The 23,117-nt window shown below is 70.1% G+C and carries 7 protein-coding genes; 4 read left to right on the forward strand and 3 right to left on the reverse strand.

The genetic code is table 11. The annotated features are described in order from the left end of the window. Positions 1-415: 415 nt before the first annotated feature. From GGR48_RS09350 to GGR48_RS09360, 3 genes are all read right to left on the reverse strand, one after another. Positions 416-2,269: a glycoside hydrolase family 35 protein gene (locus GGR48_RS09350; protein WP_338110546.1), complete on the reverse strand. Its 1,854-nt coding sequence runs from the start codon at positions 2,267-2,269 to the stop codon at positions 416-418. Between the two features lie 271 nt (positions 2,270-2,540). Continuing rightward, positions 2,541-2,903, reverse strand: coding sequence for a hypothetical protein (locus GGR48_RS09355; protein ID WP_183951654.1), 363 nt, complete (start codon positions 2,901-2,903; stop codon positions 2,541-2,543). 20 nt (positions 2,904-2,923) lie between these two features. Next, entirely contained in the window at positions 2,924-4,471 is a 1,548-nt protein-coding gene (locus GGR48_RS09360; RefSeq protein ID WP_183951655.1) for a L,D-transpeptidase family protein, read from the reverse strand. Positions 4,472-4,825: 354 nt separating this feature from the next. Between GGR48_RS09360 and GGR48_RS09365 the strand changes: the two genes are divergently transcribed. From GGR48_RS09365 to GGR48_RS09380, 4 genes are all read left to right on the forward strand, one after another. Then, positions 4,826-18,316 (forward strand): BapA/Bap/LapF family large adhesin, encoded by a 13,491-nt coding sequence (locus tag GGR48_RS09365; RefSeq protein WP_183951656.1) that lies wholly within the window; start codon positions 4,826-4,828, stop codon positions 18,314-18,316. Between the two features lie 204 nt (positions 18,317-18,520). Further along, positions 18,521-19,774: a TolC family protein gene (locus GGR48_RS09370; protein ID WP_183951657.1), complete on the forward strand. Its 1,254-nt coding sequence runs from the start codon at positions 18,521-18,523 to the stop codon at positions 19,772-19,774. Further along, the gene (locus GGR48_RS09375) at positions 19,771-21,921 is read left to right on the forward strand and encodes a type I secretion system permease/ATPase (protein ID WP_183951658.1); all 2,151 of its coding nucleotides are present in this window, start codon (positions 19,771-19,773) and stop codon (positions 21,919-21,921) included. The genes GGR48_RS09370 and GGR48_RS09375 overlap by 4 nt, the downstream gene beginning before the upstream one ends. Further along, positions 21,918-23,105 (forward strand): beta-barrel domain-containing protein, encoded by a 1,188-nt coding sequence (locus GGR48_RS09380; RefSeq protein ID WP_183951659.1) that lies wholly within the window; start codon positions 21,918-21,920, stop codon positions 23,103-23,105. Before GGR48_RS09375 ends, GGR48_RS09380 begins: the two co-directional genes overlap by 4 nt. Positions 23,106-23,117: the final 12 nt, after the last annotated feature.

Here is a 23,117-nt window from a genome sequence, read left to right on the forward strand (position 1 = left end):
GACATGCTGGCCCGCTTCAACCGACGAACCAAGCGCGCCTCCAAGACCCAGCACATGCTCGAGGTCACCCTCGACATCTTCCTCGCCAGAAAACGATTGCAGAGTCCAAAGTGAACACTCCCCCTGCAAGGGGGAGGTGGACGGGGGGTGTCACGGCCGGCGAGAAGGGTCTGCATTGCCCAAACAAGCCCCTCCCCTTCAGGGGAGGGGTTGGGGTGGGGCTTCTCCCCCTGGCGCAGGGCTTGCGGAAGCGCCCCACCCCCGTCCCCTCCCCTGAAGGGGAGGGGTGATTGTGTTTTGAATCATCGCGTTGCCGGTCAGCCCGGCATGGGGAGGGTGCCTTCGCTGGCGGTGACACCCCTCCGTCAGCCCTGCGGGCTGCCGCCTCCCCTTACAGAGGAGGAAGGGACAATATTTACTGCGCCTCGCGCTTGTTGGTGATGTTGCCCCAGATCGGAGCGGTAACCGTGGACACGCGGACCTTGTCGTCCCCGGTCAGGTCGAAGAAGCGGATCTTGTTCACCCCCGCCTGCAACCATGGCGCCGGCGTGAACAGCGTGTGCACCGGTCCGATCGACCAGAAGCGGCCCAGATTATGCTCACCTAGCCACAATTGCCCCTTATGCGCCCCGCGCATGTCGAGATAGGTGTCGCCCGGCCGGTCGACCGTCATCTCGACCTCGTAGAAGCACGGCCCTGAGCAGGGCTCGGCGGTCATCGGCAGCTTGGCGACATCGTCCATCGGCAGGCGGTACATCCGCCAGTCGCGCAGCACGCGGCCGTCCAGGGTCACCGCGCCGGTCAGCCCGGTCTGCTCGGTGCGGATGGCGTGCGAATAGTTCACGCGTCCGGTATTCTCGACGAGGATGTCGATCGTCGCCGGCTTGTCCTGCGGCGTGATGTCGACCCGCTCCTGCCCCAGCCGCCGGTCGATCGTGCCGATCAGCTTCTGGTCGACATAGACCTGCGCATAGCTGTGCATGTTCTTCAGGACGAGCGCTCCGCCCTTCCCCGCCGGCAGCGCGACGCGGTAGAGGACATAGCCGTAATTCTGATCGAGTTCCTCGAAGGTCATGGGCAGATCGGCGCGCACCGGCTGCGGCAGGTTGCGCCAGAGCGAGGCGCTGTGCCGCACGGGCGAGACGGGGAAGCTGACCGCCTTGGTCGCGACGGGCGTCGGCGCGGCGGGCTTGCCCGTCACCTCGGCGATCACCGAGGCGAGCAGGCCGTATTTGTAGCGCGGATTGCCCGCCTCATCGAGCGGCGCGTTATAGTCATAGCTGGTCGTGTCGGGATGATAATCGGTGCCGGTGTGCGAATCCGCGCCGTTCATCCAGCCGAAGGTGGTGCCGCCATGGAACATGTAGAGCGACACCGAATAGCCGCGCTTGAGCATGAAGCCGAGTTCCTCGGCCTCCTTCTTGCCATCGGTCTCGTGATGGTCCTCGCCCCATTTGTCGAACCAGCCCGCCCAATATTCGCCGACCATGCGCAAGCCCTCGGGGCGGAATGCCTCCAGCTTGGCGACCGCGTTCTGCGCCCCGCCCGAGCCGAAATTGACGACCGACGGCACCTCGGGCAGCGAGCCCTTGGCCAGATCGCCCGCCTGGTTGGAGGTGAACAGCACGCCATCGGCGAGGCCGGCGCGCTGATAGCTGGCCTTCAGCCCCTCCAGATACGCCTTGTCGCTGCCGAACGCGCCATATTCATTCTCCAGCTGGATCGCGACGATCGGCCCGCCATTGCGCAGCAGCAGCGGCTTCACCTCCTGCCCCAGCCGCGCCAGCCAGCGGTCGACGGCGGCGGTGTATTTCGGATCGGTCGAGCGCAGCAGCAGCGAGCGATCCTTCAGCAGCCAGGATGGGTAGCCGCCCAGCTCCCACTCCGCACAGACATAGGGGCCGGGGCGCAGGATGACGTCGAGCCCCTCGGCCTGCGCATCGCGGATGAAGGCAGCGATGTCGTTCTGCCCGGTGAAATCATAGGTGCCGGGGCGCGGCTCATGCGCGTTCCAGAAGGAATAGGTGGTGATGGTGTTCAGCCCCATCGCCTTGGCCTTGCGCAGCCGGTCGCGCCAATAGGCGCGCGGGATGCGGGTATAGTGCATCTCGGCGGAGATGACCTGATAGGGCTTGCCGTCCTTTAGAAAGCCGTTGCCCTGGACGGCGAAGCTGTGCGCCGGCGTCGTCCCTTGCGCCGAGGCGATCGCCGGCACTAATGCCGATGCCGCCACCATCATTCCCAAAGCCGATCGCATTACCCGCTTCACGCGCCTCTCCTGCCCTTTGCCCCCGCCGCCCCCTTGGCCGGGGTCGCGCGATGATGTCGTCGTTCGGCGGCAAGGTGACAGGCGGAAGCGCGCGCGTCAATTTGTCAGACCTAAAAAGTCGACGAGCACATCCTCCCCGATACAAGGAGGTGGCAGGCCGTCAGGCCTGACGGAGGGGGGGCTTCAGCACAGGACACCCTTTGCGGCGCCCCCCCCCTCCACCATGCTTAGCATGGTCCCCCTCCCCGCGCCGGGGAGGATTTTTAGAAGGTCACTGTTCGTTCGTCGGAGCCTCTTCGGGCGCCGCTTCGTCCGACGACGCACGACCGCGCGTCACGCGCGACGTCATGCCGGTGGCTGAGGCGTCGTCGAGCACCTGCTGGTCGACCGTCCGCTCGGGCGGCGGGGGCGGCAGGGTTTCCTCGACGGCGTTCATGTCCGCGACCGGTGCGGCCTGGTTTTCCATCGCCGGCATCACGTCTTCGGGCTTCGTCTCGATCACGCCCGTGTCGTTTTCGGTCATCGCGGCCGGCTGTTCCTCCGGCTCGGAGCGCGAGCAACCGGCCAGCGCCGGCAGCAACAGCCCCGCCGCGACAAGCGCCAGGCCATGGCGGCGATAGGTCTTGATGGTCATGGCTTTACCCCTCTTTTCTATTACTTGGTCGACTGCGCGCGCTCGGCCGAGCGTGCCTCGATCTTGCTCGCCAGCTGGCTGTCCCAGCCATAGGGATCTTCGCGGAACCCGACCTGCCCGTCATTATTGGCGAAGGCCGTCCAGTAGAGCAGATAGACCGCCACCGGCTCGGCCATGCTGGCGCGTACCGTCTTGCCCGACGCCAGCGTCGCGTCGACCGCCGCCGGCTGCCATTCGGGCGTGGTCTTCAGCACCCAGTCGGCCAGTTCGGCGGGCTTTTCCAACCGGACGCAGCCATGGCTGGCCAGCCGGTCGAACTTCGAAAAGCCCGACTGCGCCGGCGTATCGTGCAGATACACGGCGAAGTCGTTGGGGAAGTCGAACTTGAACCGACCCAGCGCACTCTTTTCCGAGGATTGCTGGAGGCGCTTGGAGCCGTCGCCATTGTCGATGATGCGGAAGCCCGCGCGCTTCAGATAGCCGGGATTGGCGCGCTCCTTGGGCCACAATTCCTTGTTTGCGATCGAGCTGGGCACGTTCCACGGCGGATTGAGCACGACACTGTGGATCGAGGACACCAGCATCGGCGTCTCGTTGCCCGGCCGCCCGGTCACCGCCTTCATCGACATGACGGGATTGTCGCCCTCGAACACGGTCAGCACGGCGGCGGCGATGTTCACCTGCACCCGCTTGGCCTCCAGCTGCTGGGGCAGCCAGCGCCAGCGCTCCATGTTCGCCATGATCTGGCGGATGCGCTGCGACACGGGCACGTTCAGCGCGGCGATCGTCTGCGACCCCACCGTGCCGACGGGGTTCAGGCCGTAACGACGCTGGGCACGGCGCACCGCCGCCAGCAGCGGTTCGTCGAAGGTCGCGCCGGTCGCGCTGACCGCCGGGTCCTCCATCGCGAGGCGCTTGCGCAGTTGGGCGACCAGCGGCCCGCTCGACTGATAGGGGATGGTGGCGTTGGCCGGAAGCGCGGTCCAGCCGCCCGCCTCCGCCATCGCGCGATAGCGGGCGAGCCCGGCGACCAGCGTGTCGTAACCGGCATAGGGCGGCGGCAGCGATGCGATCCAGTCGGCGATCCGATCCTGCCGCACCGCGTCGGTAAAGCCGGGCAGCGGGTCATAGGATTGCGGCCGGATACCCCAGTCCTTGGTGAAGTCGGCGGTGTCGAGCCGCCCGACATGCACGGCATGCGCATAATCGAGGGCGATGCGCGCGATCGCGTCCGGGGCCATGCCCGACAGGTCGCGCGGCGCGCCCTGTCGCAGGCCGTTGGTCACCTCCCCCTTGGCGATCAGCGTCGCGAGCTGACGCGCCTGCGCCTCGCTGAGCGTCGGCATCGCCACCGGGGCTGCGATCTGGGTCGGGGTGGCGATCCGGGGCGCGGCGGCCGGCGCTTGGGCCGCGGGCGGCATGGTCGCCTGCGGTGTCGCGGCGGGTACGGGCACGGGTGGCGGCGACACCTGCGCCATCAGCGGCGTCGCGACGAGCGATCCGCTCGCCAGCGCGCCGATCCAACGGGTAACCGAACGGCCAGAAACAGGGAAAGGCGATGCGGTCATAATATCAGGATTGCCCCTTCTCGACATGGTGCCCCTCGGCAAACGCGGCCTATTGCACCATCCTATCCTACGCCAAGCTGAACCGATCGGTCCCGCCCCCGATTAATTTTTTTGCCGGCCGGCCTCTGCCGGATCGCCCCCGATCCGCTTCCCAAGCGAAGGGTATAATGGGCGTTAACCAACTGAATCAGTTCCGATTGCGGACAGGTAGCATCTCAGGCGCGGCCGACCCGGTTAGCATGCCAGCAATGGGAGGAGGTCGTGCGCCCGCACGGCATGACACGGGTTCACGGCCCTTCTCCCGCCGACGCCGACGCGTCGGTCCAGTGACATGCGAAAAGGGAGGATCACGCCATGCAGACCGAGATCATCGCAAAGGCAACCGGCACCACCACGACCACCACCGCCAATGTCATCGATCTCACCACGCCCAGCGTCGTCCGCCTCGATCTGAACCGCGATCGGGTGGCGAGCATGGAGCGGGACGGCAATGATCTGGTCATCCGCCTGACCGACGGTCAGACCATTCGCATCGACAACTTCTATGCCGACCAGCGCGGCGTGGGCAGCGACCTGGTGCTGCGCGAGGATAATGGTGGCCAATGGCTGGCCAACCCGAACGCCAGCGGCGCGGGCCGGTTCACGACGCTGACCAATCTCGACGATCTGCTGGCGGCGCAGGCCGCGCAAGGTGGCGGCTCGTCTTTCGTGCTGCCCGCGATCCTGGGCCTGGCGGGGGCCGGCGGCCTGATCGCGGCGGTGGCGAGCGGCGGCGATGACGACAATGATTCGCAGACGCCGACCACCCCGCCCGACACCAGCGCCCCGGCGCGCCCGACCGCGCTGTTCGGCTCGAACGGCGGCGTCGTCACCGGCACCGGCGAGGCGGGCGCGACCGTGCGCGTCATCGGCGGCAACGGCACCGTGCTGGGCACCGGCACGGTCGGGTCGGACGGCAATTACAGCATCCCGCTCAACCCGCCCCAGACCAACGGCCAGCAGCTGACGGTGACGCAGACCGACGCGGCCGGCAACGTCTCGCCCACCACCCCGGTCACCGCGCCCGACCTGACCGCACCGAACGTCCCCACCGCCGCGATCAACGGCCAGGGCACGACCATCACCGGCACCGGTGAGCCGGGTGCGACCGTCACCGTGCGCAACGCCGCCGGTCAGGTGTTGGGCACCGCCACGGTGGATGCGCAGGGCAATTACAGCCTGACGCTGACCACCGCGCAGGCCAATGGCGGCACCCTGACCGTCACCCAGAGCGATGCCGCCGGCAATGTCTCCCCCGCCGCCAGCGTCACCGCGCCCGATCTCACCCCGCCCGCCGCGCCGACCGCCTCGATCGACGATGAAGGTGCGATCATCGCCGGCACCGGCGAACCCGGCGCGGTCGTCGCGGTGCGCGATGCCGCCGGCGTCGTGCTGGGGTCCACGACCGTCGATGCGCAGGGCAATTACAGCCTGACGCTCGACGTGCCCCAGGCCAATGGCGAGGCGCTGACCGTCACGCAGAGCGATGCGGCGGGCAATCCCTCGCCGACCGTGCCGCTGACCGCGCCCGACATCACGCCGCCGGCCGCGCCCACGGTCACGATCGCGGCGGACGGCGTGTCCGTCAGCGGCACTGGCGAGCCGGGCACCACCCTGACCATCCGTGACGGATCGGGCGCGGTGCTGGGCACGGCGGTCGTCGATGCACAAGGGGCCTATAGCCTGACGCTCGCCACTCCGCCGGCGAACGGCACGATGCTGATGGCCACGCTGACCGATGCGGCGGGCAATGTCTCGCCCGATGCGACCGTCATCATCTCGGACCTGGAGGCGCCCACCGCGCCGACCGCGACGATCAACGGCGACGGCACCAGCGTGACCGGCGCGGGCGAGCCCGGCGCGACCGTCAATGTGCGCGACGCGGCGGGCCAGGTGCTGGGCAGCGCCGTGGTGGCGGCGGACGGCAGCTACACTCTCACCCTCTCGCCCGCTCAGGCCAATGGCGAGACGCTGAGCGTGTCGCAGACCAATGCGCAGGGCCTGTCCTCCCCCGCCATCGATCTGCCCGCCCCCGACATCACCGCCCCCGCGATCCCGGTTGCGACGCTGGCCGGTGACGGTGCGACCGTGACCGGTACGGGCGAACCCGGTGCGACGGTTCGCGTCGTCGGCGCGAACGGCCAGGTGATCGGCACCGCCACTGTGGGCAGCGATGGCAGCTTCACCGTGCCGCTCAACCCCGCACTGACCAATGGCGAGACGTTGAGCGTCGATCAGGTCGATGGCGCCGGCAACACCTCGCCCGCCGCGACGCTGACCGCCGCCGACACGACCGCGCCGACCGCCCCCACCGCCGCGATCGATGGGCAAGGGACCGCCGTCACCGGCACCGGCGAGCCGGGCGCGACCGTGACGGTGCGCGACCCCGCCGGCCAGGTCATCGGCACGGCGACCGTCGATGCCCAGGGCAATTACACTCTGCCGCTGACCACGCCGCAAACGGCGGGCGGCACCCTGACCGTCACGCAGAGCGATGCCGCCGGCAACGCCTCCCCCGCCACCAGCATCACCGCCCCCGACACGTCCGTTCCCGACACGACACCGCCGACGGCCCCGGTGGTGACGGTCAGCGCGGATGGCACCACCCTGACCGGCACCGGCGAGCCCGGTGCGACCGTGCAGGTCACCGACGCCGCCGGCCAGCCGATCGGCACCGCCACGGTGGCGGCCGATGGCAGCTTCACCATCGCCCTGCCCGCTGGCACCGCCGATGGCCAGTCGTTGAGCATCACCCAGGCCGACGCCGCCGGCAACGTCTCGCCCGCCACCAGCGCTGCGACCCCTGACCTTGTCGCCCCCGGTGCTCCCACGGCCGCTCTCAGCGCCGACGGCACGGTCGTCACCGGCACCGGCGAGATCGGCGCGACCATTCAGGTCACCAATGCCGATGGCCAGTCGGTCGGCACCGCCATTGTCGGCGCTGATGGCCGCTATAGCGCCGCGCTGCCCGCAGGGACGGCGGACGGCCGTCCGCTGACCGTTACTCAGACCGATGCGGCGGGCAATGTCTCGCCACCGACCACGGCCGTCACGAACGACACCACCGCCCCCGACGCGCCAGTCGCGACGGTGAGCGCCGATGGCGCAACCCTGACCGGCACCGGTGAGGCCGGTGCGACCATCCGCGTGACCGACGCCAATGGCCAGCCGGTCGCCACCACGACGGCAGGCCCCGATGGCAGCTTCAGCGTCGCGTTGCCCGCCGGCACTGCCACCGGCCAGTCGCTGAGCGTCACCCAGACCGACGCCGCCGGCAACGTCTCACCCGCCACCAGCGCCGTTACCCCAGACCTTGCAGCGCCAGCCGCCCCCACGGCTACCCTCAGTGCCGATGGCGTCACCCTGAGCGGCACCGGTGAGCCGGGTGCGACCGTTCAGGTCCGCGGCGCCGATGGCACCGTCCTCGGCACCGCGACGGTGGCCGCCGATGGCAGCTACACCGCCACGCTCAGCGGCGCACAGGCCAACGGTCAAACGCTGACCGTCACCCAGACCGACGCGGCGGGCAACGCCTCGCCCGCGACGACCATCACCGCGCCCGACACCACCGCACCCGCAGCGCCCGCTGCGACTGTGAGTGCGGACGGCACCACCCTGACCGGCACCGGCGAACCCGGTGCCACGGTGCAGGTTACCGATGCCGCCGGCCAGCCAGTCGGCTCCACCACGGTGGGGGCCGATGGCAGCTTTACCATCACCCTGCCCGCTGGCACCGCCGATGGCCAGTCGCTGAGCGTCACCCAGGCCGATGCGGCCGGCAACGTCTCGCCCGCCACCAGCGCAGCTACCCCTGACCTTGTCGCCCCCGGCGCTCCCACGGCAGCGCTCAGCGCCGATGGCACGGTCGTCACCGGCACCGGTGAGATTGGCGCGACCGTTCAGGTCACCAATGCCGATGGCCAGCCGGTCGGCACCGCCATTGTCGGCGCTGATGGCCGCTATAGCGCCGCGCTGCCCGCCGGGACGGCGGATGGCCGTCCGCTGACCGTCACCCAGACCGATGCGGCGGGCAATGTCTCGCCCCCGACCACAGCCGTCACGAACGACACCACCGCCCCCGACGCGCCAGTCGCGACGGTGAGCGCCGATGGCGCAACCCTGACCGGCACCGGTGAGGCCGGTGCGACCATCCGCGTGACCGACGCCAATGGCCAGCCGGTCGCCACCGCCACGGTCGCGGCCGATGGCAGCTACAGCGTCGCGCTGCCCGCCGGCACCGCCTCCGGCCAGTCGCTGAGCGTCACCCAGACCGACGCCGCCGGCAACGTCTCGCCCGCGACCAGCGCGGCGACGCCCGATCTCGTCGCTCCTGGGGCGCCGACCGCCACGCTCAACGCCGATGGTTCGATCCTGACCGGCACCGGCGAGCCGGGCGCGACCGTGAAGGTCACCGATGCCAATGGCCAGCCGATCGGCACCGCCACGGTGGCCGCCGATGGCAGCTACACCATCGCGCTGCCCGCCGGCACTGCCACCGGCCAATCGCTGAGCGTCACCCAGGCCGACGCCGCCGGCAACGTCTCGCCCGCAACTGATGCGGTCACCCCCGACCTCGCCGCGCCCAGTGCGCCAACGGCAACGCTGGGTGCCGATGGCATCACTGTCTCCGGTACCGGCGAACCCGGTGCCACGCTCGAAATCCGTGCGGCCGATGGCACGCTGCTCGGCACGACGACGGTGACGGGCGACGGCAGCTACAGCGCGACGCTGAGCGGTGCGCAGGCCAATGGCGAGACGCTGACCGTCACCCAGACCGATGCGGGCGGCAACGCCTCGCCCGCCACGACCATCACCGCCCCCGATACGACCGCGCCCACCGCTCCGGCGGCGACGGTCAGCGCAGACGGGACCACCCTGACCGGCACCGGCGAGCCCGGCGCGACCGTTCAGGTCAATGACGCCAATGGCCAGCCGATCGGCACCGCCACGGTGGCGGCCGATGGCAGCTATAGCCTCGCGCTGCCCGCTGGTACGGCGGATGGCCAGGCGCTGAGCGTGACCCAGACCGATGCCGCTGGCAACACATCCCCCGCGACCAGCGCAGCGACGCCCGACCTCGTCGCGCCCGGCGCACCGACGCTGACCGTCGCGACCGATGGCACGAGCGTATCGGGCACGGGCGAGGCCGGCGCGACGGTCGAGATCCGTGCGGCGGACGGCACCCTGCTCGGCTCGGCGGTCGTCGCGGCGGATGGCAGCTATAGCGCGACGCTGACCCCCGCACAGGCCAATGGCGAGGCGCTGACCGCGACGCAGACCGACGCGGCCGGAAACATCTCGCCGGTCGCGACTGCCACCGCGCCCGACATCACCGCCCCCGCCGCGCCGATCGTGACGCTGGCGGCCGATGGCGCCTCGGTGTTCGGCAATGGCGAACCCGGCGCGACCGTCCGGATCGTCGATGCCAATGGCACGCTGCTCGGCACCGGCGTGGTCGGTGCGGACAGCAGCTTCACCCTGACGCTGACCCCGCCCCAGGTGAACGGCCAGACGCTGAGCGCGACGCAGACCGATGCGGCGGGCAATATCTCGCCCGTGAGCACGGTCGGCGCGCCCGACGTGATCGCCCCCGACGCGCCGGTCGCGACCGTCTCGGTCGACGGCACGGCCGTCACCGGCACCGGCGAGCCCTTCGCCACCGTCACCATCCGCGCCGCCGACGGCACGGTGCTGGGTACCGCCGTGGTCGCGGCGGACGGTAGCTTCTCCGCAGCCCTCACGCCGGCGCAGGCGGATGGCGAGACGCTGTCGATCGATCAGACCGATCGTGGCGGCAACACCTCGCCCGAAGCGACGCTGACCGCCCCCGACATCACCGCCCCCACCGGGCTGGTCGCGGCGATCAGCGGCGATGGCAGCATCGTGACCGGCACCGGCGAGGCGGGCGCGACCGTGACCGTCCGCGATGCGAACGGCGTGACCTTGGGCACGGGGGTGGTCGCCGCCAACGGCACCTATAGCGTCACCCTGACGCCGCCCCAAATCGACTCCGAGCCGCTAAGCGTCGTGCAGGCCGATGTGGCCGGCAACGTCTCGGCCCCCGTGGCGCTGACCGCGCCCGACCTGACCGCCCCGCTCGCCCCCACCGGATCGGTGATCGACGGCGGCGCGACGCTGGCGGGCACGGGTGAGGCGGGTGCCACCGTCACGGTGCGCAGCCCCGACGGTACGGTGCTGGGCACCGCCATCGTCGCGGCGGACGGCAGCTTCGCGGTGCCGCTGACCCCGGCGCAGGCCAATGGCGAGACGGTGCAGTTCAGCCAGGCCGACGCGGCGGGCAATGTCTCGCCGAACGTCACGCTCGTCGCCCCCGACGTCACCGCCCCGACCGGGCTGACCGCCGGGATCAGCGGCGATGGCAGCATGGTGACCGGCACCGGCGAGGAGGGTGCGATCGTCACCGTCCGCGATGCCAATGGCGCGACGCTGGGCACCGCGACCGTCGATGCCAATGGCGTCTATATGGTCCAGCTGACCCCGCCGCAGATCGATGCGGAGGCGTTGAGCGTCGTCCAGGCCGATGCCGCCGGCAATGTCTCGGCCCCCGTGCCGCTGACCGCGCCGGACCTGACCGCGCCGCCGGCCCCGACAGGGATCGTGGTGGATGCCGGCGCGACGCTGACCGGCACCGGTGAGGCCGGCGCGACCGTGACCGTGCGTGCCACCGATGGCACCATCCTGGGCACCGCGATCGTCGCCGCCGATGGCAGCTTCTCGGTGCCGCTCGCGACGCCGCAGGCCAATGGCGAGACGCTGACGCTGGTGCAGACCGACGCGGCGGGCAATGCCTCGCCCATCGTCGCGGTCGTCGCGGCCGACATCACCGCGCCCACCGGGCTGACCGCGACGGTCAGCGTCGACGGCGCCGTCATGACCGGCACCGGCGAGGCGGGTGCGGCCGTCACGATCCGCGACCCGGCGGGCAACGTCATCGGCACCGCGACCGTGGCGGGTGACGGCAGCTATGCCGCCATCCTGACCCCGGCGCAGCTGAACGGCGAGGTCCTGCAGGTGATCCAGGCCGATGCGGCCGGCAACGCCTCCACACCGGTCAATCCGATCGCCCCCGACCTGACGGCACCGGACGCACCGCTCGCCGCGCTGGCGGCGGGCGGGGCCAGCGTCACCGGCACCGGTGAGGCAGGCGCGACCGTCACCGTGCGCGCCGCCGATGGCAGCGTGCTGGGCACCGCGACGGTCGCCGCCGATGGCAGCTTCACCGTTCCGCTGGCCACCGCGCAGGTCAATGGCGAGACCCTGACCGTCGAGCAGAGCGATGGGGCGGGCAATATCTCGCCCCAGCTCGGTCTGACTGCACCGGACATCACCTTGCCCACCGCGCCGACCGCCAGCATCGACGGCACCGGCACGGTCGTCAGCGGCCAGGCGGAGGCGGGCGCGACCGTCATCGTGCGCGATCCCACCGGCGCCGTCATCGGCACCGTCACGGCGGGTGCCAATGGCGACTATGCGGTGGCGATCAACCCGCCCCAGGCCAATGGCGAAGCGCTGACCGTCACGCAGAGCGACGCGGCGGGCAATGCCTCGCCCGCGACGCCGGTCATCGCGCCGGACATCACCGCGCCCAACGCGCCGCTGTTCACCGTCAATGGCACCGGCACCGAGGCCAGCGGCAGCGGCGAGGCGGGGACCACCGTCACCATCCGCGATCCCGCCGGCGCGGTGCTGGGCACCGCCGTGGTCGCAGGCGACGGCAGCTTCATCGTCCCGCTCAACCCGGCCCAGGCCAATGGTGGTACGCTCAGCGCGACGCTGACCGATGCGGGCGGCAACGACTCGCCCGTGTCGACCGCGCCCGCACCCGACATCACCGCGCCTGGCGCACCCGTCGCCGCGCTCGACGTGACCGGGACCATCGTGTCCGGCACCGGTGAGGCCGGCGCGACGATCACCGTGCGCGCAGGCGACGGCACGGTGCTGGGCACCGCGCTGGTGGCGGCCAACGGCACCTATGCGGCGGTCCTGTCGACGCCGCAGCTCGACAGCCAGGTTCTGTCGGTGAGCCAGGCGGATGCGGCGGGCAACCTCTCGCCCACCATCACCGTCACCGCGCTCGACCAGACCGCACCGGCCGCCCCGGTGGCGACCATCTCGGGCGATGGCGTGACCCTGACCGGCACGGGCGAGGTCGGCGCGACAGTGACGATCGCCGATCCGGTCGGCGTCGTCATCGCCACCGTGCCGGTCGGTGCGGACGGCAGCTTCACGGTTACCCTCACCCCACCGCTGGTCAACGGCCAGCTGCTGACCCTGACCCAGGCGGATGCGGCCGGCAACGTCTCGCTGCCCGGCACCACCGCCGCACCCGATCTCGTCCCCAACGACACACCGGGTGCGCCGACCGCGACGGTGGCGCTCGATGGCGCCAGCGTGACCGGCACCGGTCTGGCGGGCACGACCATCACCGTCCGCGATGCGACCGGCGCCATCATCGGCACCACCACGGTCGCGGGTGACGGCAGCTATACCGCGACCCTGACCACCCCGCTGATCAACGGCGAGACGGTGCGTGTGACCCAGACGGATGCGGAGGGCGATGTCTCGCCGCCCGCCACCGCGCTGGCACCCGATCTGACTCCACCCGCCCTTCCGACCGCCGCGATCGACGCGACCGGCACGGTGGTGACGGGCACCGGCGAGGCGGGCGCGACGCTGACCGTCACCGACGCCGGCGGCGCGGTGATCGGCACGACCACCGTGCTGGCCAATGGCAGCTATGCCGTGGTCCTCAACCCCGCCCAGATCGACGGGCAGGCGCTGACCGTCACCCAGACGGACGGTGCGGGCAATCCGTCGCCGGGCGCGGGCGTCACCGCACCCGACCTGACCGCGCCGCTGGCCCCGGCGGGCATCGTGTCGCTCGACGGCACGACGCTGACCGGTACGGGTGAGGCCGGCGCGACCGTCACCATCCGCGATGTCACCGGCACCGCGATCGGCACCGCCGTGGTCGCCGCCGATGGCAGCTTCACCGCGACGCTGACCCCGGCGCAGGCCAATGGCGAATTGCTGACGCTGGCCCAGGCAGATGCGGCGGGCAATGTCTCGCCCGTCACGCAGGTAACCGCGCCCGACATCACCGCGCCGGTCGGCCTGACCGCCGCGATCAACGGCGCGGGTACGCTGGTCACCGGCACCGGTGAGGCCGGGGCGATCGTCACCATCCGCGAAGCCGGCGGCACCATCCTGGGCACCGCGATCGTGGCGGATACCGGCACCTATGCCGCACTCCTGACCCCGGCGCAGCTCAATGGCGAAATCCTGAGTGCCACCCAGGTCGATGCGGCCGGCAATGCCGGGGTCCCGGCGGGCGTCACCGCACCCGACCTGACCGCGCCGCTGGCCCCGGCGGGCATCGTGTCGCTCGACGGCACGACGCTGACCGGTACGGGCGAAGCGGGTGCCACCGTCACCATTCGCAATGTCGATGGCACGATCCTGGGTACCGCGGTGGTCGCCGGCGACGGCAGTTTCACCGCCACGCTGACCCCGGCACAGGGCAATGGCCAGCTGCTGTCGCTGACCCAGGCGGACGCGGCGGGCAATATCTCGCCCATCGCCCAGGCGCTCGCGCCGGACTTCACCATCCCGGTCGGGCTGACCGCCGCCATTAACGGCGCGGGCACGCTCGTGACCGGCACCGGTGAGGCGGGCGCGACCGTCACCATCCGCGATGCCGGCGGCACGGTGCTGGGCACGGCGGTGGTCGCGGCGAACGGCACCTATGCCGCCGTCCTGAATACGCCGCAGATCGCCGGTCAGGCGCTGACCGCGACGCAGGCTGACCCGGCGGGCAATGCCGGGGCCCCCGCCCCGATCACCGCGCCGGACCTGACCGCCCCACTGGCCCCCGTCGGCGCCATCTCGACCGATGGCACGACGATCACGGGCACGGGCGAAGCGGGCGCCACCGTCACCATTCGCGGTGTCGACGGCACGGTACTGGGCACCGCCGTGGTCGCTGGCGACGGCAGCTTCACCGCCCCGCTGACGCCGGCACAGGCCAACGGCCAGCTCGTCTCGCTGACCCAGGCCGATGCGGCGGGCAATGTCTCGGGCGTGGCGCAGGCGCTCGCACCCGACATCACCGCCCCGATCGGACTGACCGCCACCATCAACGGCGCAGGTACGCTGATCACCGGCACCGGTGAAGCGGGCGCGACCGTGACCATCCGCGATGCGGGCGGCACGGTGCTGGGCACGACGGTGGTCGCCGCGAACGGCACCTATGCCGCCGCGCTGACCACGCCGCAGATCAACGGCCAGGCCTTGACCGCGACGCAAGCGGACGGGGCGGGCAATGCGGGGGCGCCGGCCCCGGTCACCGCACCCGACCTGATCGCGCCGCTGGCCCCGGTCGGCACGATCGTCGCCAACGGCACCACCCTGACCGGCACTGGCGAGCCAGGCGCGACCGTCACCATCCGCAGCGCGGGCGGCACGGTTCTGGGCACCGCCCTGGTCGCAGGCGATGGCAGCTTCACCGCCACCCTCACCCCGGCGCAGGCGAACGGCCAGATCGTCTCGCTGACCCAGACCGATGCGGCGGGCAATGTCTCGGGCGTGGCGCAGGCGACCGCGCCGGACATCACCGCGCCGATCGGGCTGACCGCCGCGATCAACCCGGCCGGCACGCTCGTGACCGGTGCGGGCGAAGCGGGCGCGACCGTCACCATCCGCGATGCGGGCGGTGCGATCATCGGCACGACGGTGGTCGCGGCCAACGGCACCTATGCCGCGATCCTGACCACGCCGCAGCTCAACAGCCAGACGCTGACCGTGACCCAGGCGGATGCGACGGGCAATGTCTCCGCCCCCGCCACGGTCGTCGCCCCCGATCTCACCGCGCCGCTGGCACCGGTCGGGATCGTGGCGACCAACGGCACCTCGATTACCGGCACCGGTGAGGCGGGCGCGACGGTCACCATCCGCGCCGCCGACGGCACGGTGCTGGGCACGGCGGTGGTCGCGGCGAACGGCACGTTCACCGCGCCGCTCAGCCCGGCCCAGGCCAATGGCCAGATCGTCTCGCTGACCCAGGCCGATGTCGCGGGCAATGTCTCGCCGATCGGCCAGGCGACCGCGCCCGACATCACCGCCCCGGTCGGCCTGACCTCGACGATCAACGGGCTCGGCACGGTGGTGACCGGCACCGGCGAAGCGGGGGCGACCGTCACGGTCCGCGATCCGCTGGGCAATGTGATCGGCACCACGGTCGTCGCCGCCAATGGCAGCTACACCGCGACGCTGACCACGCCGCAGGCCAATGGCCAGTTGCTGCAGGTGACGCAGGCGGATGCCGCCGGCAACGCGTCGCTGCCCAATGCAGTGCGCGCGCCCGACATCACCCCGCCGGCCGCGCCGATCGGCTTCGTCAACGGCACCGGCACGGTCGTGACCGGCACCGGCGAGGCGGGGGCGACGGTCCGCATCCTCGACCCCCTGGGCCAGCTGGTCGGCACGGCGGTGGTCGCCGCCAATGGCAGCTTCAGCGCGACGCTGACGACGCCACAGGCAAACGGCCAGGTCCTGACGCTCAGCCAGACCGATGCGGCGGGCAATGCCTCGGGCACGGTCGCGGTCAATGCGCCGGACATCACCCCGCCGGCGGCCCCGACCGCCGTCATCGATCCGACCGGCTCGGTCATCACCGGCAGCGGTGAGCCGGGCGCGCGGATCGAGGTGCGCAACGCGGCGGGGACGCTGATCGGCACCGGCACGGTGACGGCGGGCGGCCTCTATGCCGTCACGCTGACCAGCCCGCAGGTGGCGGGTCAGGCACTGGGCGTCGGTGCGCGCGACGCGGCGGGCAATCTGTCGCCCTCGACGGCGGTCACCGCGCCGTTCGACATTAGCGCCTTCGACAATACGGCGATCGCACTGGTCGACCTGAACCCGGTCCAGACCAACCAGAATGTGGGCAGCGCCAACTATACTGCGCTCGTCTCGCTGGGCCTCATCAACCTGAATGCCCAGGTGCTGGCGGTCCCCAACGTCCAGTTCACCGTCCAGCCAGGCCATACGCTGGCGGCAACCTTCACCTATGACGCGACGGCGAATGTCGGCGTGGCCAGCGGTTACTCGGTCGTCATCCAGCGGTTCAACGGCACCAGCTGGGTGGCGGTGAATGGCGGCGGCAACAGCTCGCTGTTGCAGGTCGGGCTGCTCAACGGCGACCTGGTCGCCACGGCGGATCTGGGGCCGGGCCAGTACCGGGCCTTTGTCAGCTTCGACAATACGGCGGGTGTCGGCCTGCTCGGCAGCCTGAACGTCCGCGGCGTCGACTCCGACTTCACCGATGTCGCCTCGGCCGTGCCCGCACCGGTCAGCGGCAACGTGATCACCGATCCCGGCCCCACGGGCCAGATCGACGTGGTCAGCCCGCAGACCCGCGTCGAAAGCGTGACGCTGAACGGCGTGACGACGCAGGTGACCGTCGACGACACGGTGGTCACCGGGCAATGGGGGACGCTGATCATCGATCGCGACGGCAGCTATACCTACACCCCCAATGCCAATGCGGCATCGATCGGAAAGGTCGACAGCTTCACCTACACGCTGCTCGACGCCAGCGATAACGAGCGTGAGAGCGCCCGCCTGACCATCTCGATCGGCAGCCCGGACATCACCGGCGCCCCGATCGCGGTGAACGACACCGCCATCGCGACCGCCAACTTCACCAATGTCGTGGTCAACCGGCCGGCGGTGGTGGACTCGTTCTTCTCCACCCCGGCGGTGCCGCTGCTCGGGTCGGCGCAAACGACCCGCGTCAATGACAGCTTCACCGTCGACGCCAACAGCAGCTCGACCGTCACGCTGTCGGCGGTCACCACGTCGGTGCTGGCGGTCCTGCCCAGCTACACCATCACCGTCACCAATTCGGCGGGCACGGTGGTCGGCACCGCGTCGGGAACGGCCCTGGCCGGCGTGGGCGGTCTGGTCGGCAGCGGGATCAGCGTGACGCTGAACAACCTGGCGTCGGGCACCTACAACTATACGGTCACCGGCACGAACGGCGCGCCGCTCCAGCTCAACACCAATGTCTATGTCGCCGAGACGGTGACCCGGCTGAACGAGTATAACCCACCGGTCACCACACCGGTCAGCGGCCTGTTGACCGCGAACGACACGCTGGGCAGCCCGTTCATCGGCATCAAGGTGCTGACCGCCGCCGGCTTCCAGGAGGTCGGGGAGACGCCGATCACCCTGACCGGCGCGCATGGCCAGTTGGTCGTCAACGAGACCGGGGGGTACACCTATACCCCGATCGGCGTGACCTATTCGGCGACCGATCCGATCGACAGCTTCACCTATCAGCTGATCCAGCCCGACGGCCAGTTCTCGACCGCGCGACTGGATGTGGCGGTGAACATCAACAACGGCGTGGCACCGGTCTTCCCGACCGCCACGGTCACCGCGCTGTCGGCCGATGCCTCGCTGACGCTCGATGCCGATGTCGTGCCGCTGTCGCTGGCGGCGGACCACACGACCCAGGCGGACGCACCGACGCTCGATCAGGGGGATGCCCGCCTCGCCTTCTCGCTGATGGAAGGACAGGGCGACAGCATCGAGGATGTGCTGGGCCGTTATCTCGACAACCAGGAAACCGTAACGGAATCAGCAACAGCAAATGACAATACGGACTTCACCCATGCCGCTACCGATACCAGTATAAGTGCCCCGATTATGGACGACCCCCTGTCGTATCTGACCGTTTCGGTCGATCCGGATCAGGAGAAACTGAGCACCATGCATATTATGTGACCATCGCCGTCACTGGTCCGGAAACGGGCTTGATTATGGGTGCCGAAACCGCTCCCTTTCGGCACCTATTTTGTTTAAATAAAACAGCTTAGCCGAATGTAGCGGCCAAGCGGATTAACGGGGCGATCGATGACGGGACGGCGGCAGGGACGCTACCAGGATCGAGGGAAACGGGTTTGGCGAACCGCCGGCACCCTTTTCGTCATGGCGTCGATCGCCACCCCGGTTAGCGGTAATTCCACCCCCGTCACCATGGAACGCGCGATGCAGGAGGTGCTGTCCTGGCACCCCACGGTCGTGCAGGCCGCCTCCACGCTCGACGCGCGCGGCGAGGATGTGACGGTGGCGCGCGCGGGCTACCTCCCCCGCATCAGCGCCGGGGTCGGCAGCGGCTATGACAGCCGGATCGGCAACATCTGGCGCCCCCGGCCGCAGGTCTCGGCCTCGCAGATGCTCTTCGATTTCGGCAAGGTCGCCAGCGCGGTCGACTATGCCCGTGCCGGCACGCGGCTGGGCCGCGCCGACATGCTGCTGGCGATCGACGGGCTGATCCGCGAGACGGGCTATGCGATCGTCGAGGTGCAGCGCAACGCCGCGCTGCGTGCCGTCGCGCTCGAGCAATTGTCGCGCATCCAGGAGATCAGCGCGCTGGTCGAAAAGCGTTTCGGCAAGGGGGCGACCACCCGCTCCGACACGCTTCAGGCGCAGTCCCGCGTCGCCGCGGCGCAGGCCTCGCTGACCCGGATCGAGGCGGAGCAGCGCCGCTGGACCACCAGCCTCGCCTTCCTGCTGGGTCGCGACACCGCGCCCATCGTCGATCCCGACGTACCCGACTGGCTGATGCGCAGCTGTCGCCAGGCGACCCAGGTCGACTGGGCCGACATCCCCGTCATCATGCGCGCCAAGGCGCAATATGAACAGGCCACCGCCGAACAGCGCCGCGCGCGCGCCAACCGCCTGCCGACGGTGGCGCTGGCGGGCGATGCGGCGGCGGACATATCCTCGCCCTTTTCCGACCGCAGCATCTATAATTTCGGGCTGAACGTCAGCAGCGATGTGTTCGGGGGCAGCGCGGTGCGCGCCCGCGTGCGCGGCGCCGATTATGCCCTGCGCGCCGCCGAAGCCGCCGAGCGGCAGGCGCGCGTCGAGATCGGCCAGCGCTTAGCCGAGGCGCAGCAGCAGATCGCCGGGCTGACCGAGCTGCTCGGCACTCTGTCCGAGCGGCAGGAGAATATGATCGAGACGGGCAAACTCTACCGTCTACAATATCTCGACATGGGCACGCGCACGCTGGTCGACCTGCTCAACGCCGAGCAGGAGTTGCAGCAGGCGCGCTTCGACGGCGTCAACACGACGCACGACCTGCGCCGGCTGGAGATCGACTGCCTCTATTATTCGGGGCGCGCGCGCGACGATTTCAAGCTGACCGGCACGACGATTCGCGGGGTGACGCTGTGAGCCCCGCCACCCTGTCCGCCGCACCACCGACCGATCCCTTCGCCTGGATCGACATGCTCGGCCAGGTCGCGCGTCATTTCCGCATGCCCTTCGCCGAGCAGCGCGCCCGCCTGACCACGCTTTGGCAGGGTGGCGGCGACGAGGAGACGCGGGTCCGCGCGCTCGCCCGCGCCTCCGGCCTGTCGGTCCGCTTCGTCGCGCCCAGCGCGATCCGGCTGACGAGCTGGCGGCTGCCGGTCATCGCCTGCCTGAACGACGGCGAACTGGCGCTGATCACCGCAATCGATGCCGATGGCGAGGCGATCTTCTCGGTCGCGGGCGAAGGCGGATCGCCGGTGCAGCGCCCGCTATCCGCCCTGGTCGAACAGACCCGGCTGTTTGTCGTCCCCCGCCCCGCCCGCTCGGCGACCGACATCCGCGTCGACAGCTATATCCGCCCCTTCGAGCAGCATTGGCTGCGTACCCTGCTGTTGCAGGATGCCAAGGGTTATGGCCATGTCGCCATCGCCTCGGTCGTCACCAACTGCCTGGGGCTGGCGGGCGTGCTGTTCTCGATGCAGGTTTATGACCGGGTGGTTCCCGCCCAGTCGATGCCGACGCTCTACATTCTGTTCCTGGGCGTGATCCTGGCGACGGGGTTCGACTTCGTGCTGCGGCGGTTGCGGGTCAGCATCACCGACATTCTCGGCAAGCGCGCCGACCTGCGGCTGTCGGACCGGGTCTTCGGCCATGCGCTGCGCGTTCGCAACCGGGCGCGGCCGACCTCGACGGGGACCTTCATCGCGCAGCTCCGCGATCTGGACCAGGTGCGCGATATGCTGACCTCGACCACGGTCGCGGCGATCGCCGACCTGCCCTTCTTCATCCTGTTCCTGGTCATCCTGGCCTTCATCGGCGGCGCGCTGGCGCTGGTGCCGGTGGTCGCGCTCGTCGCCCTGCTGCTGCCCAGCCTGCTCGCCCAGCGCCGGTTGCGCGCGCATGCCACGGAGTCGATGCGCGAAACCTCGCTGCGCAACGCCCTGCTGGTCGAGGCGGTGCAGGGGATCGAGGACATCAAGACGCTGCAGGCCGAGGAACGCTTCCAGCGCCAGTGGAACCATTGCAACGCGGTGGCGGGCGAGGCGCAGCTGCGGCTGCGCGGCCTGACCGCCAGCCTGTCGACCTGGGCGCAGAGCGTGCAGAACGCGGTCTATGCCACCGTCATCTTCGTCGGCGCGCCGATGGTGATCGCGGGCGACATCACGACCGGCGCGCTGGTCGCCACCTCGATGCTGGCCAGCCGGATGATGGCGCCGATGGGCCAGGTGTCGCACCTGCTCGGCCGCTATCAGCATGCCAAGGTCGCGGCGGGCAGCCTGGACCAGATCATGGGCCTGCCGGTCGACAACCCCGATGCCGAGCATCGCATCCCCCTGCCCTCGGTCAGCGGCCGCTTCGCGCTTCGCTCGGCGGTGTTCGGCTATGCCGATCCCAACGCCCCGCCCGCGCTGACCGTGCCGCAACTGGAGATCGCGGCGGGCGAGAAGGTCGCGCTGCTGGGCCGCAACGGCGCGGGCAAGTCGACGCTGCTCCAGGGCCTGTCGGGGATGCTCCAGCCGCTGGCGGGCGAGGTGCTGCTCGACGACCTGACGCTGCATCAGATCGACCCCGCCGATGTCCGCCGCGACGTCGCCCTACTGACCCAGAACAGCCGGCTGTTCCACGGCACCTTGCGCGAGAACCTGACCATGGGCGCACCGATGGCGTCCAACGAGGAAATCATCCGTGCGCTCGACATGGTGGGAGCGATCGACTTCGTCCGCCGCCTGCGCAACGGGCTGGAGCATGTCGTGCTGGAGGGCGGGCTGGGCCTGTCCGGTGGCCAGCAACAGGCGTTGTTGCTCGCCCGGCTGCTGATCCGCCAGCCCCAGGTCATGCTGCTCGACGAGCCGACGGCGGCGATGGACGAAACCTCCGAGCGGCTGTTCATCGACCGTTTCCGCGACTGGAGCCGGGATCGCACCATCGTCGTCGCCACACACCGGATGCGCGTCCTCGATCTGGTCGACCGGATCATTGTCATCGATAATGGCCAGATCCTGCTCGACAAGTCCAAGGCCGCGGCGCTCGAGACGCTACGCGGTGGTGGACGGAGCCAGGCGGCATGAGCGCGCTGACCGCCCCCGCCGATCTGCCCTTCGCCGATGAGGGCGGCGCGCCGCTGCTCGCGGCCAAGCGGATGACCTGGGTGCTGACCGCGCTGTTCGTCGTCGCGCTCGGCTGGGCCTGGTTCGCGACGCTCGACGAAGTCGCGACGGGCAGCGGCAAGGTGGTGCCGACCAGCCGCGAACAGGTGCTGCAATCGCTGGAGGGCGGCATCCTCGCCAAGATGCTGGTGCGCCAGGACGATATCGTGAAGCCGGGCCAGATCCTCGCCCAGCTCGACCCGACCCAGGCCGGATCGACCGTCGAGGAAAGCGCCGCCAAATACCGCGCCGCGCTGGCCGCACAGGCGCGGTTGCAAGCCGAGGTGAACGGTACGCCCCTTACCTTCTCCCCCGAACTCGCCGCCTTCCCCGATCTGAAGGCCGAGCAACAGCGGCTCTACAATGCCCGGCGCAGCAGCCTGTCCAGCTCGATCGGGCTGATCGACGAATCGCTGGCGCTGATCGGGCGTGAGGTCGGCATCGGCGAGTCGCTGATCCAGGTCGGGGCCGCCAGCAATGTCGAGGTGCTGCGCCTGAAGCGCCAGCGCGCCGAGCTGGACCTGAAGAAATCCGACCTGCGCTCGCAATATATCGTCGAGGCGCGGCAGGATCTGGCCAAGGTCAGCGAGGAGGTCGAGGCGCTGGCGCCCGTGGTGCGCGGCCGGTCTGATACGCTCAGCCGCCTGACCCTGCGCTCGCCGGTGCGCGGCGTGGTCAAGAATATCGAGGTGTCGACGATCGGCGGCGTCATCCCGCCCAACGGCAAGATCATGGAGATCGTGCCGCTCGACGAACGCCTGCTGGTCGAGGCGCGGATGTCGCCGCGCGACATCGCCTTCATCCGCCCCGGCCAGCGCGCCAGCGTCAAGATCACCGCATACGACTATGCGATCTATGGCGGGCTGGAGGGGCAGGTCAGCAGCATCTCGCCCGACACCATCCGCGACGAGGTGAATCCGGACGTCTATTATTACCGCGTCTTCATCCGCACCCGGTCGGACTCGCTGGTCAACAAGGCGGGCAAGCGCTTCCCGATCGTGCCCGGCATGATCGCCACCGCCGACATCCACACCGGCAGCAAGACCGTGCTGCAATATCTCCTGAAACCGCTCAACCGCGCACGCGAAGCGATGCGCGAGCGATGATCATGTTTTTCA

Origin of the sequence: Sphingomonas pseudosanguinis, assembly GCF_014196255.1 — a bacterium.
GTDB classification, from domain to species: Bacteria; Pseudomonadota; Alphaproteobacteria; order Sphingomonadales; family Sphingomonadaceae; genus Sphingomonas; species Sphingomonas pseudosanguinis.